This is a genomic window from Pseudomonas sp. LBUM1651, assembly GCF_059716135.1.
Genome location: NZ_CP166805.1, coordinates 2,950,036 through 2,963,310, shown reverse-complemented (window position 1 = coordinate 2,963,310; position 13,275 = coordinate 2,950,036). Strand labels below are relative to the sequence as shown.

The following is a 13,275-nucleotide window of genomic DNA, read 5'->3' as shown; positions in this document are numbered from 1 at the left end:
TGATGGAATGGCTCAATACTTTGCTTCAAGGCGTGTTGCTCGGTGGCCTCTACGCGATGTTTGCGGTGGGGCTGTCGCTGATGTTCGGCATCATGCGCCTGGTCAATATCGCCCATGGTGACTTCATCGTGCTGGCGTCGTACCTGGCACTGATGGTGGTCAATCATCTGGGCTTCAGCCCGCTTTCGAGCTTGCTGATCGTGGTGCCGCTGATGTTCTGTTTCGGCTATCTGCTGCAACGGCTGTTGCTCAACAGAACGCTCGGCCAGGACATTCTGCCGCCACTGCTGGTGACCTTTGGCCTGTCGATCATCGTGCAGAACGTGCTGCTGGAGTTTTTCAGCGCCGACAGCCAGAAGCTGTCCCAGGGCGATCTTGAAGTTGCCAGTGTCGGCTTCGGCAGTCTGAGCGTGGGCGTGATGCCGCTGATCGTCTTTTGCAGTGCATTGCTGATCATTGGCGGCCTGCAATTGCTGTTCTACAAAACCGCACTGGGCCGGGCGTTTCGTGCCACCTCCGATGACCAGTACACCGCGCGGCTAATGGGCGTCAACAACGCGCATATCTTCGGTCTGGCCATGGCGCTGGCGATGGCTGTGGTGTCGATTGCCGGGGTGTTTCTGGCGATTCGTACCAGCTTCGACCCTACCGTGGGGCCGGCGCGTCTGTTGTACGGGTTTGAAGCGGTGATCATCGGTGGCCTCGGCAGCCTGTGGGGCACCCTCGCTGGCGGGGTGATTCTCGGCATCGCTCAGGCGGTGGGCGCAAAAATCGATCCCGGCTGGCAAATTCTTGCCGGTCACCTTGTATTTCTGCTGATTCTGGTCGTGCGACCGCGTGGCCTGTTTCCCCGGAGTGTCGACTGATGAATGCCCTGAATAATCCTGCGCTTACTTGGCGCGTACAACGCACGACCACCAGCAGCAAGGTCGGGCTGTCATTGCTGGGGCTCTGCGTGCTGGTACTGATTAGCGCGCCGTTTTGGGCCGATCGTGCAAGCCTGCGGCTGGTGGTGGAATTCGCCTATTACCTAGCCCTGGCGCAAATGTGGAACCTGTTGGCGGGTTACGCCGGCATGGTCTCTGTCGGGCAGCAAGCGTTTGTCGGCCTGGGCGGCTATCTATTGTTCATGCTGTCCACGCAACTGGGGGTGCCGCCCTTGTTCGCGGTGTTGCTCTCGGGCGTGCTGGTCGCACTGCTGGCGATTCCCACCGCGTTGATCGTGTTTCGACTGCGCGGTGCCTACTTTGCAATCGGCACCTGGGTCGTGGCCGAAGTCTTTCGCCTGGGACTGGCGCAGATGAGCAGTCTCGGTGGCGGTTCAGGGCAAAGTCTGCCGGCAGCGATTGTTCGACAGATCGGCAACGATCGGGACGGGCGCGAGATGCTGATCTACTTCACCGCTCTGGCCATCGCTATCGGTGCCATGGCAGTGGTGTTCTTTTTGCTGCGGTCGCGACAGGGCCTGGCCTTGGCCTCGATCCGCGATTCGGAGCCTGCATCCGGCAGCCTGGGGGTCAATACCTTCCGAACCAAGCTGATGGTGTACGTGCTGGCGGCCGGTTGCACCGGGGTTGTCGGGGCTCTGATCTTCCTACAAAAGCTGAGAATTTCCCCGGATGCAGCATTCAACCTGCAGGACTGGACGGCGGTGGTGATTTTCATTGTCATCATCGGCGGCATCGGCACCCTGGAGGGGCCTTTGATCGGCACGCTGATCTATTTTGCGTTGCGCGGATGCCTGGCCCAATTCGGCGCCGTGTACATGATCATTCTGGGCTTGGTCGCAGTAGTGATGATGCTCAAGGCTCCGCAAGGGGTGTGGGGCCTGATTAGTGAGCGCCTGGGCTGGCAGGTTTTCCCCATGCAACGGCAGCTGTCTCTTCAGAGCCGCAAGTAGCACGTTGTCAGGGATGTGGAGTGCGAGGTGCCGACAGGCTAACCTCGTTATTCCTATAAGAACAAAAACATCCAGAGAACCTGCCATGGATCGTTTACTCAGTGTCGAAGCCTTTGTGCGGGTTGCCGAAACCGGCAACTTCGCAAAGGCGGCTCAGCAATTGGGCGTGACCCGCTCGGTGATCACTCACCGCATCCAACAACTGGAACAGTTTATCAATGCGCCGCTCTTCCATCGCAGCACGCGGCACGTGCGGCTCTCTGAAGTGGGTGAGACCTACTACAAAGAGTGCGCGGATATGGTCGCGAGTTTCAACTCGCTGACCGAGCACATGCGCGAGCTGCGCGCCAAACCTACCGGAAAGCTACGCGTGCAGATGCTGCCGGGCTTTGCTATCGGCCACTTTGGCAGAATGCTGGCCGAGTTCACGCGGCTGTACCCAGACATTGAAGTTGACGTCATCGTCAACGACCGGGTAGTCGATCCGATCGAAGAAGGCTTCGATGTGGCGTTTCAGATGTTCCCTCCCATGGCGGAAACCCTTATCGAGCGCAAGCTGTTCAGCGTTCGCCGGTTGTTCTGCATGTCACCCGACTATGCCGAAGAATTCGGCATGCCCACTCACCCGCAGCAGCTGCTGCAACACAAGATTGCCCTGTACGAGGGCTATCCGTCGCGCAATCGCTGGATCTTCACCGGAGAAGACGAGCAGGTAGAGCTGAGCCTTCCGGGCCAGGTACGGTCGAACTCTGTGCATTTGCTGCGTGATTACGCGTCGACCGGGGTCTGCATTGTCTGTCTGCCGACACTGGTGGCCAGTGACGATCTGCTCAGCGGTAGGCTCATTCCAGTATTGCCCGAATATGCACTGTCATCCTTCAATTTTTCGGCGGTGTATCCCGCTACACAGCGCCGGGCCTTGAAAGTGCGCACCCTGATCGACTTCCTGGTGGAAAACTTCGGTGATGAACCGTGCTGGGACAAGCCTTTGCTGGATCGTGGCTGGATACGCTGAGTTTGTATGTATGCACTCCAGTGTTTGCGTTTCGCGAACACTGTTGTCGCCCGTCCACTAATTGTTCCGGGCGGACGTGCGACGTACTGTTGACTCACTGTTACTACAACAACAAAACGGTGAAAAACCATGAGTAGCGCTGCAATCGAAACGGTCTTCGGCTCGTTGGATAACTACAGCAAAGGGTCGGTTGAAATCATCAGCGGCCAGGCCAGTCATTACGCCTTTTCGAACATTTTCGAAGTGGCGGAAAAATCCCTTCCTTATGAAAAAGTCGTCGTCGGGCTCAATCTCGGCTACGTCATCGAGACCTTGCGCGCCGAAGGTCAATCGCCCTGGTACACGGCCGCGCACGACGAGTTCGCTATCGTCATGGACGGTGAAGTGCGTGTGGACTTCCTCAAGCTCGATATGCCGTTGAAAGCAGGCGAGGGCACTCAGTTGGCTGGTGAAGTGCCGGCGGGCAAACCCATGGGCTACGTGCTGCTCAAGCGCGGCCATCAGTGCCTGTTGCCGGTCGGCACCGCTTATCGCTATGAGGCCAGCCGCCCGGGCGTGATCCTGCAGCAGACCATCAAAGGCCCGTTGTCGGTCGAGAAGTGGGCAGATATCTGCTTCAAGTGATCAGCCGGATCTGACCTGTTCAGTTCCGTTGCCCAAACCAATAAAAGCAACAAGAGGAATCCGTCATGGCCATGCTTGAAACCGCTGCCGTTACCACGCTCTTAGCCGACGATGAAGTCAAGATCAGCCCGCCTCACGCCGTCACCGGTTATTGCTCCTTCCAACTCGGCGCCTTCGAACTGTCGCGCGACGAGTATTTTGCCCGTATTACCTGGCCCGCCAAAGGTCAGACCCGTTCGCACCTGATTCCGGTCGATGCCTTTTTGCGAGCCATGATGCGCGACGTGGCCTGGGGCTTTTTCTATGGCTGGGTCAACTTCGATCACGTCATTGGCACCCGCAATTACTACGGCAAAGTCGACCTGTACGCGGGCACTTTTAATGGCACGCTCAAGGCAGCAGGCGTCAATTACACCGAAAACTTTGAAACACCACTGATCATGGCAACCTTCAAAGCCATCCTGCGCGACTGGACTAACGCCACCTTTGACCCGTTCGCAGCGCCGGAAGAAACCGGTACGGCGTTCGGCCGCAAGAACGGCAACAACATCGAAGCCATCGAACGCTTTCGTATCGCCACCAAGCGTATGCCGGGCCTGCCTGATGATTCGCCGTTGCGCAACGATCTGCCGGTCAATCGCCAGTTCCTCGATGTTTCTCAGGAGGAGCCGGAAATCCACGCTGCAGAAGGTTTCGAAGGCGAGTTGCATGCCTTCAGCCTGTTCAAGTACCTATCGCGCTCCGACGTGACCTGGAACCCGTCGGTGACCTCGGTGTGCAAAGCGAGTCTGTTCTGCCCGACTACCGAAGAATTCATCCTGCCGGTGTTCCATGGCAATGACCGGGTCGAGTGGTTTTTGCAATTGTCCGATGAAATCCTCTGGGACGTCGGTGACAAAGATGACGGTAACCCGCGAGCCCGTATCACTATGCGTGCCGGCGACATTTGCGCCATGCCGGCGGACATTCGTCACCAGGGCTACTCGACCAAACGTTCGATGCTGCTGGTCTGGGAAAACGCCACGCCGAACCTGCCGCAACGCTATGAAAGTGGCGAGCTTAAGCCGTATCCAATCGAGTTCTAAGACCTCGTGTCTGGCCCGGCGTCCGTCGGGCCGTGCTCTCAAGAATCAAGTCGTCAGACACTGCGCCATCGGCACGGTGCGAGGAAAATATTATGCAAAATCAGCTCTATATCGATGGCCGATTCGTTGATTCGGTTGCCGGCGGCACCATTGACGTCGTGTCGCCGCACGACGGCTTATTGATTACACGGGTCGCAGCAGCCGAAGCCGCTGACATCGACCTCGCCGTTGCCGCTGCCAAACGTGCATTTCCAGCTTGGTCTGCCTTAGGCGCCGCCGAACGCGGGCGCTTGTTGCTTAAATTGGCGGACAAGATCGAAGAGTGTGGCGAAGAACTGGCGCAGCTCGAATCCCTGAACACTGGGCATCCGATTCGTGATTCCCGTGGCCTTGACGTACCGCGCACCGCCGCCTGCTTCCGATATTTCGGCGGCATGGCCGACAAGATTGAAGGTTCGGTGATTCCGGTCGAAGCCGGGTTCCTCAATTATGTGCAGCGCAAGCCGATCGGTGTGGTCGGGCAAATCGTGCCGTGGAATTTTCCGTTGATGTTCACTAGCTGGAAAATGGGCCCGGCACTGGCAGCGGGTAACACCATCGTCATCAAACCTTCTGAGATCACGCCGCTGTCGACCTTGCGTATCGTCGAACTGATGACAGAGGTCGGTATTCCGAAGGGGGTGGTTAACGTGGTGCCGGGCTACGGTCATACCGCCGGTCAAGCACTGGCCGAACACCCGGACGTGGGCAAAATTGCCTTCACCGGTTCGACGGCGACCGGTCGCAGGATCGTTGAAGCGTCAAAAGGAAACCTCAAGCGCATTCAGCTGGAGCTGGGCGGGAAGGGCGCCAACATTGTGTTCGAAGACGCCAATCTGGAAGCGGCCGTCAACGGCGCCGCCTGGGCAATCTTCCACAATCAGGGCCAGGCCTGCATCGCCGGTTCGCGATTGATTTTGCACAAAGACATTGCCGACCAGTTCCTGGAGCGCTTCATCGCACTGGCCAAATCCATTCGCCTTGGCGATCCGATGGATCCCGAGACCGAGATGGGGCCGTTGACGTCGGCGCTGCACCGTGACCGCGTACTGGCCTATATCGATATCGCCATCGAGCAGGGCGGTAAAGTCCTGGCTGGCGGCAAGACGCCAGACGACAAGGCGCTGGCCAATGGTTTTTATGTAGAACCGACCGTGGTCGAGGCCAAGCCTGATGACCGGGTCTGTCAGGAAGAGGTGTTTGGCCCCTTCGTCACCGTGGTGCGTTTCAGTACCGACGAAGAAGCCTTGGCCATTGCCAACAGTTCCGAATACGGACTGGGCAGCGGCCTGTGGACGCAAAACCTGTCCCGCGCGCACAAACTGGCCGATGCCATCCATGCCGGCATGTGCTGGATCAACTGCTACAAGCGCGTCAGCCCTGGCAGTCCGTTTGGTGGCGTTGGTCAGTCGGGCTACGGCCGCGAAATGGGCTTCGAGGCGATCCACGACTACACGGAAGCTCGTTCGGTCTGGGTCAATGTCGATGCCAAAATCGCTCCGCACTTCAAACGCTGAGGCCTGTCATGAATCCTTTTGTGTACCAAAGTCTGCCGACTCGTGTGGTATTCGGTTGGGGCAAGCTCTCGGCATTGTCTGAAGAGATCGATCGCCTGGGTGCCAAGCGTGCATTGATCTTGACCACGCCGGAACAGCGCTGCCTCGGGGAGCAGGTCGCTCAGTTGCTCGGCAACCGCGCGGCGGACGTCTACTCCAGAGCCGTGATGCATGTTCCGCTGGAAATGGCGCAAGCGGCGCGCGGTGAAGCAGCGCGGCTACATGCCGATTGCTGCGTGGCCATTGGCGGCGGCTCGACTATCGGCCTGGGCAAGGCGATTGCTATGGATTCGGGACTACCGATTGTGGCAATTCCGACGACTTACGCAGGTTCGGAAATGACGCCGATCTACGGGATAACGGAAAACCGCCTGAAGAAAACCGGACGTGATCCCCGGGTTTTGCCAAAGACGGTGATCTATGACCCCCAGCTTACGCTGACCTTGCCCGCGCAGATTTCCGCCTGCTCAGGAATGAATGCCATGGCGCACGCGGTTGAAGCGCTATACGCCCAAGACGCCAATCCTATAATCGGTTTCATGGCCGAAGAGTCGATTCGCTCACTGGCTTTGGCATTGCCGGGCGTGGTCAATGACCCCAATGACCCGCAAGCTCGCAGCCAGGCGTTGTATGGCGCGTGGCTGGCGGGGATTTGCCTCGGTTCGGTCGGCATGGCTTTGCACCACAAGCTTTGCCACACCTTGGGCGGGACGTTCAATCTGCCTCACGCCCAAGCGCACGCGATCGTTCTGCCCCACGCGGCGCATTACAACCGTGAAGCAGCGGCGGGGCCGTTGCAACGTGCCGCCCGCGCCCTGGGTGGCAGTGAGGCGAGCGAGGTGGGTGCCTTGTTGTACGCACTCAACCAGAAGCTGGGTATTCCACTGGCGCTGGCGGACATCGGCCTGCCTGAAAACGGCCCGGCCGAGGCGGCGCAAATCGCTTGTGCCAGTCCCTACTACAATCCACGGCCGTTCGAACAAGGCCCGATCGAAGCGCTGTTGACCCGAGCCATGAAAGGCTTAGCCCCCGCCTGAATCCTCAGTGTGGCCAAACAGCATTGGGACGATCAATCGCCCCGATGCTTCGTGTCATCAGCAATGCCCCTTTTCGTCGGAACAACAATAATGACCGATCAAGACAAAGTCATAGAAACACTGATCTCTGAGCAGGCTGTAAATAGCTTCAGTGATGCGCCTAATGCGCGTTACAAACAGATCATGCAAAGCCTGGTTCGTCACCTGCACGCGTTTGTCAGCGACGTCGAGCTGACGGAGCGGGAATGGTTTGAAGGCATCCGTTTTCTGACCGAGACCGGCCACAAGTGCGACGGTCTAGTACGCCAGGAATTCATCTTGCTGTCGGACACCCTGGGCGTGTCGATGCTGGTCGATGCGATCAATCATCGCCACAGTGCAAACGCCACCGAGACCACTGTCTTCGGGCCGTTCTACATCGAAGGCATGCCGGATCGGGAGTACGGCGAAAATATGGCCTTCACCGAAGGCGAACCAGCGCTGGTGCGCGGTCGAGTGGTCGATATCCATGGCAACCCGCTGGCGGGCGCGATACTGGACGTTTGGCAGACCGCCGAAAATGGCATGTATTCAGGTCAGGACACCGATCAGCCATTCGGCAATCTGCGTGGTCGCTATCGCACCGATGCCGACGGCTATTTTGCGATTCGCACGATTGTCCCTGTGTGCTATCCGATACCTACCGATGGCCCGGTTGGGCGCATGCTCAATGCCGCCAACCGTCACCCGTGGCGGCCTGCGCATTTGCATTTCATGGTTGAAGTGCCTGGGTATCGCAAACTGGTCACCCACCTGTTCAACCATGATGATCCGTACCTGGAGTCAGATGCAGTGTTTGGCGTCAAACAGTCGTTGCAGGTGATCTATGAAGATCGGTTCACGCACGATGATTTGTCCGCCAGCCTGGGTATTGACGTACCGTTCAAGCGTGCGTGTTATGAATTCGTCATGGAAGCCGAGTGATCCATGGGCCAATTTTTTGCGGTATTCGCTACAGACCACCCAAACTCATTAGCCCTACGTCAGCGTTTGCGGCCCAGTCATCAAGCCCATTTGCGAGCGACCGAGATGCATCGGGTGATTGTCCGGTTAGGCGGCCCGACCCTGGATGACGCCAGTGCGGCCATGAATGGCACGTTACTGGTGATTGAGGCGGGCAGCCTGCCAGAGGTGGAAGCGTTCATACAGGATGACCCGTATGTTCAGGCAGGTCTGTTTGCCACCATCCAGATCCGTCCCTGGCACTGGAGCCTTGGTAACCCTGAACTGCGTGGCTGACCATGACCAACATTACCTTATGCCGTTTGGAAGATATTACTGACGGCGGTGCACTTGGCCTGCCTGAACACCAGCAGTTGCATCCCGCCGGGCTCGTTGCGGTGCGCCAAGGCGAGCAGATATGGGTCTACATCAACCGGTGCCCCCATTTCTCGGTGCCGCTGGATTATCGCCCGCAAGAATTTTGCACCTATCGCGGCAAGATCCTGATGTGCGCTCATCACAGTGCGATGTTTCGTTTTGAAGATGGGCACTGCATCGACGGCCCCTGCAAGGGCGCGCATCTGGAGCCAGTAGCAGTGCGGTGGGTCGATGATCGATTGGTCATGGATGTTAACGTTTAGTTGCAGATCTCTGATCTGTGGATACACGAAGGTCATAAGCTGGTCGAAACCGTAACTCGGCTCGTAGAATGAATCTCACATGTGCGGTTTAATCTATGACCTCTCCGGGAGCGTGAAGCTAACTGTGAAAAGCTCGCTAGATGTAAACCCGCTGGATCTGCTCAGGGCAGTCTTCGACCGGTATGGTGTGAATGATCCGCAGCTCTGGGGGCATCTCTTGGAGGTGTTTGAACTCCGGTACTTTACTCGCGATCAGCCGATCATCCGCGCAGGCGAATCCCCAACGCACTTTTTTGTAATCCTTTCCGGCCTGATCCGCTATTACTATTCGTCACCAGAAGGTAAGCAACGGAATAAGGCTTTCTTCCACGAAGGAGAGGTGATTGGTTCGCTTAGCGCCTACTTGAAGCAACAACCCTGCACCTACACTATTGAGGCGCTGGAGCACAGCTGGCTGGTGGCTGTGCCGCTGCATACTTTAATCCGCCTGCGTGAGCATTTCCCTCAGTTGCAGGGGTTTGTCGACAAGGCCACCAGAGAAATCATGCTACGCAACGAATCCCGCGAGGCGCTGCTCCTCACCTGCAACAGTGAGGAGCGCTATCGCTGGTTGCTAGAGCACGAAGCGTGGTTACTGCAGCGGGTACCGCAGTACCAGCTGGCGAGTTATCTGAGCATGGATCCGGTGTCATTTTCGCGGATCAAGTCCAAGCTGGGCGCCTGATTAAGTGGTCATAATCAATCACAGGTTTCGTTCTTCGGCATCAGAACGCGCAAGTTCAGCCGCTCGGCTTGTTCCGCGCACCACTTCAGATGTTCGAGTGGCACTGCATCGAGATTGGCCAGCAGACTGCCATCGGTCTGATGGCTTACCTCGACGACGAGCTTTCCGCAACGCGGCGCAATGCGTTCGCCAAAGGCGTAGGACGCCGCGAGCTCCCGCAGGCGTTGCTTGAAGATTTTTCCGACTGCTGTGACTGGAAGGGCTTCGATTAAGAAAATCCGCTTCGGGCAAGCAGGGCGCTCGGCGATGTGCGCGAGGGCATGGTGTTGCAGATCGTCAATGCTGACATGGCTGTCATGATGCAACTGCACGAAGGCCACCGGCAGCTCACCGGCGTATTCATCGGGCATACCTACTGCTGCCGCTAGCGACACCGCTGGGTGGGATTCCAGGCAGTTCTCGATCAAAGCGGGGTCGATGTTATGGCCGCTGCGGATAATCAGATCCTTGGCCCGACCGGTGATGAACAAGTTGCCCAGCTCGTCCAAATGCCCCAAGTCGCCAGTGCGTAGCCAGCCGTCTTCAAGAGGGACGGTACTCTGTCCCAGGTAACCGGGGAATACCGTCGGCCCTCGAACACAGATCTCACCGCCGTTGGCTATCCGCACTTCCACCTCTCCACTGACATGTCCCGCACTACCGGGGATCGAAGGTCGCTCAAGATTCGGCAGGGCGATGACGCCAGCGCATTCGGTCATGCCATAGGCTTGGTACAGATTGAGCCCGGTAACCGCGCGAACTTGCTCGCAGAGCGCTGCAGGCACCGGTGCGCCGCCAGAGAGCATAAAGCGCAGCGAGCTGATGTCGTGGCCATCCAGCGGCACTTCAAGCATCGCAGCAACCGAGGTCGGGATGCCGCCGCTAATGGTAATGCCAAACTCCTCAACCAGTTGCCAGTGCAGACGGATCACCTCGGGATTGCGGAAACCTGCGAGCGTGGGCAGCAACATCTGCAAACCACTGGCGAGTCCTCCCAAACTGTTCACCAAGGCCCCGGCGACGTGGAAGATCGGCAGACCGTTTAACGCAACATCGTTGGGGCCGGTTGCCATGCAACGCACGTAGGCGAGCGCTGCCGCCACGTGATTGGCATGGGTGTGGCAGGCCAGTTTAGGCACCCCGGTGGTGCCGCCAGTATGAAAGTAGGCGGCGATGTCGTCGGCACGCGACAACAACGGGGTCTCCAGCTCCGAGGCGCTGTAAAGCGTGAGTAACTCATCAAACCAGTACTCTCCAGCCTTCGCCATCACGGATACGCACTTGGGCTTGTGTGGCAAACGCTGGGCTACGCTGAGGGCCTTTTGCCAAAGATCAGTGCCCGGTAGTGGGCCAAGCACGAAGATCAGGTCGGTTTTCGCCTCGAACATCAGATTGTACAGGGCATCCTCGTTGAGCAGCGGGTTGAGCGGGTTGGCGATGCCAACGCTGGCGGCGGCCCAGAGCAGGTACTGGCTCTGTGGAATGTTTGGCAGTAGCAGCGAGATTACGGGCTTGCGGCGGCCCGCGAGATCCAGGATCAGTCGTGCCGCACGGTTCACGTTGCACAACAGATCGGTGTAACTGAAGTGCTGCGTATCAAGCGGTGTCAGGCTGTTGATGTAGCTCAATGCGATCTGGTCAGGATGAGTCTTGGCCGAAATCTGGAGGAGTTCGTATACGGTTTTTGCGCTGACGGGGGGCGTGGACATGGTGGACTCCTGCTCATTGTATTTTTTGCGGATTTTGGGCAGGTCGTGTGGGAGAGGGCATTAACAATTGTTAAGAGACCTTCAGCGAGTTGGAAGGAAGTACCAAACCTCGTGAATATCCTCTGGTTTCATTAACGAGTTGGAAGCGATGGTTAGCCGCCGCCATTGGTCAGCGCACACACCTTGTCGCCGACGATAAATTCACTGACACCGGCACCGATGGACACACTTCACCGGGCACTTAGAGGCCGGGTATCGGGCTCATGCCGGGTTTCATCGGGTACTTGCCGGAGTGTTGAATCTCGTCGGGACGAAAATTTGCGTCTGGCGGATCTCGCCGGTTCGCCGATCAATGACCGGCACCGTCTGGCCGGCGTAATCGACAAACAGCTTCTCGCCGGCACGATGTTCCTGGCGCATGACCACATCGACCTTTGCCGCCCAGAGGCGGTAGTGCTCGCAGAACCAGCTGTATTGGAAGCCCTGCGGGTGACTGAGCCGATATTCCTGCCAGAGCAGGGCCAGGGTCACGCCGGGACGACGTAACTCGGCATGCGCCCATGCCCAGTCAGGCATCGGCCTTTGATCGCTGGGAACTGTTGGTGCTGGAGGGAACAGGCATCGCTCCAGCTCGGCGTCCGACAACGCTGTCGGCCAGGTCAGCCCGCAAGCGTTGAACCGGTGCAGGTAATTGCCCGCACTGCCGCTGCTGATGCGAAGGCTGGCGGCAATCTTGCGCACGGACAGGCCGGCGTCGAACTTTAGGCGTAGTACCTCTCGGATTTTACGCATGGATATACGCTCCACGACGACCTCTTTGCTTCGAGAAAAGGGGCCGATGGTAGTGAATAATCCTGCGTTGCTGCCTGCCTGAACGTGGGTCGGATCAGTGAGAAATCACTGTCCAAGTGCTCGTGGAATCAGTGTCCAAGTCAGCGTGGAATCGCTGTCCAAGTGTTCGTGGAATGGGTGTCCAAATGCGCGCGGAATCCGCACATTTGACATCGGATCGTAAATCCTAGTTTTCAAGGCATGCTCATTTCAGCAGACTGATAGTAGGCATGATTGATCCAATAGCGGGATTCGATAAAGCGGTTAGCGGGGGACGCTGTAATTAACCGGAAAAAAAACGCAAACCATCGTCATTTTTTTCGCAAACATTTCATCTATGAAACTCCTCGTAAAGCCCGCCATACAAGGGCTAGAGGGCCTTTATTCGCAAGGCCTCCAGAGCGATGATCACTAGTTTTGTCCTCGTTTTGCAACGGTCATACAAGAGAATCGTCACTGAACACTTGGCAAGAAGTTCCGCTCTGACACATGATTTAACATAATATACATTACACGTAACAAGATGTTTCGGGGTTAGCGCCGTTGGGCACGCAGATCTTGTGACGCACTTGTGGCGACTCACGATTCACCGGACAATAATTCTTGATTCGCCGGAATCTTATAAAAATCATGACGTTGCGCTGCAATCCGCAGCCTTTCTCTAGAAATTGCAAGTGACCCCCCTAGGCATAAAATAAGGACTGGCTCATCACTGGCTCATGGCTAGGAATGGCGTTCTAGAGCGGTCTAGACCAGCTTCTATGTGGAAAAGTCACGATTCACCGGAAAATTGGCTTTTGAAGTATGACCAAGGTATTCCTGAGGGCTGTTAGAGGAAAAAATCCGTCACTTCGGAGGGTTATGTGGCTCATGAAGCACATTTATGGCGCTACCAACGAATTCTTGAACCGCCGGAAAAAACACGAAAATCCTCGACGTAATTGGAAAAAAGCTACCCGTCTTGACCCTATAAGCCTCCGATACTCCCATGCTAGAGGGGTTTCGATGAGTTCTTGATTCGCCGGAAAAAACTCAAAAAAGTCACGATTCACCGGAAAATCCCCAGGTTTTGGTGCAGCTCTTATTGAACTCGT

At 57.1% G+C, this 13,275-nt stretch carries 12 protein-coding genes and 2 pseudogenes; 11 read left to right on the top strand and 3 right to left on the bottom strand.

Features of this window, described 5'->3' with window-relative positions:
* Positions 1-2: 2 nt before the first annotated feature.
* From ACA066_RS13810 to ACA066_RS13760, 11 genes are all read left to right on the top strand, one after another.
* Positions 3-866, top strand: coding sequence for a branched-chain amino acid ABC transporter permease (locus ACA066_RS13810; RefSeq protein WP_497699678.1), 864 nt, complete (start codon positions 3-5; stop codon positions 864-866).
* Complete coding sequence (locus tag ACA066_RS13805) at positions 866-1,900, top strand: branched-chain amino acid ABC transporter permease (RefSeq protein WP_497699677.1); 1,035 nt, start codon at positions 866-868, stop codon at positions 1,898-1,900. Before ACA066_RS13810 ends, ACA066_RS13805 begins: the two co-directional genes overlap by 1 nt.
* Positions 1,901-1,985: 85 nt before the next feature.
* Positions 1,986-2,915: a LysR family transcriptional regulator gene (locus tag ACA066_RS13800; RefSeq protein WP_497699676.1), complete on the top strand. Its 930-nt coding sequence runs from the start codon at positions 1,986-1,988 to the stop codon at positions 2,913-2,915.
* Positions 2,916-3,044: 129 nt separating this feature from the next.
* Complete coding sequence (locus ACA066_RS13795) at positions 3,045-3,539, top strand: cupin domain-containing protein (protein ID WP_497699675.1); 495 nt, start codon at positions 3,045-3,047, stop codon at positions 3,537-3,539.
* A gap of 65 nt (positions 3,540-3,604) precedes the next feature.
* Positions 3,605-4,624, top strand: a complete 1,020-nt coding sequence (locus ACA066_RS13790) for a hydroxyquinol 1,2-dioxygenase (protein WP_497699674.1) — start codon at positions 3,605-3,607, stop codon at positions 4,622-4,624.
* 92 nt (positions 4,625-4,716) lie between these two features.
* Positions 4,717-6,180 (top strand): aldehyde dehydrogenase family protein, encoded by a 1,464-nt coding sequence (locus ACA066_RS13785; RefSeq protein ID WP_497699673.1) that lies wholly within the window; start codon positions 4,717-4,719, stop codon positions 6,178-6,180.
* Between the two features lie 8 nt (positions 6,181-6,188).
* A complete protein-coding gene (locus ACA066_RS13780; RefSeq protein WP_497699672.1) occupies positions 6,189-7,256 on the top strand; it encodes a maleylacetate reductase in 1,068 nt (355 codons plus the stop codon).
* Positions 7,257-7,346: 90 nt separating this feature from the next.
* Positions 7,347-8,219, top strand: a complete 873-nt coding sequence (locus ACA066_RS13775) for a dioxygenase family protein (RefSeq protein ID WP_497699671.1) — start codon at positions 7,347-7,349, stop codon at positions 8,217-8,219.
* A gap of 3 nt (positions 8,220-8,222) precedes the next feature.
* Positions 8,223-8,534: a YciI family protein gene (locus tag ACA066_RS13770; RefSeq protein ID WP_497699670.1), complete on the top strand. Its 312-nt coding sequence runs from the start codon at positions 8,223-8,225 to the stop codon at positions 8,532-8,534.
* Positions 8,535-8,536: 2 nt separating this feature from the next.
* Complete coding sequence (locus ACA066_RS13765) at positions 8,537-8,878, top strand: Rieske (2Fe-2S) protein (RefSeq protein ID WP_497699669.1); 342 nt, start codon at positions 8,537-8,539, stop codon at positions 8,876-8,878.
* 79 nt (positions 8,879-8,957) lie between these two features.
* Positions 8,958-9,602: a Crp/Fnr family transcriptional regulator gene (locus ACA066_RS13760; protein ID WP_497699668.1), complete on the top strand. Its 645-nt coding sequence runs from the start codon at positions 8,958-8,960 to the stop codon at positions 9,600-9,602.
* 14 nt (positions 9,603-9,616) lie between these two features.
* Here ACA066_RS13760 and ACA066_RS13755 read toward each other — a convergent pair whose 3' ends face one another.
* The 3 genes and pseudogenes from ACA066_RS13755 to ACA066_RS13745 all read right to left on the bottom strand — a co-directional run.
* Positions 9,617-11,350, bottom strand: a complete 1,734-nt coding sequence (locus ACA066_RS13755; protein ID WP_497699667.1) for an AMP-binding protein — start codon at positions 11,348-11,350, stop codon at positions 9,617-9,619.
* Between the two features lie 155 nt (positions 11,351-11,505).
* Positions 11,506-11,663, bottom strand: a pseudogene (locus ACA066_RS13750) (NAD(P)H-quinone oxidoreductase); the annotation flags it as partial.
* Positions 11,660-12,142 (bottom strand): annotated as a pseudogene (locus ACA066_RS13745) (IS21 family transposase); the annotation flags it as partial. The pseudogenes ACA066_RS13750 and ACA066_RS13745, both read right to left, overlap by 4 nt.
* Positions 12,143-13,275: the final 1,133 nt, after the last annotated feature.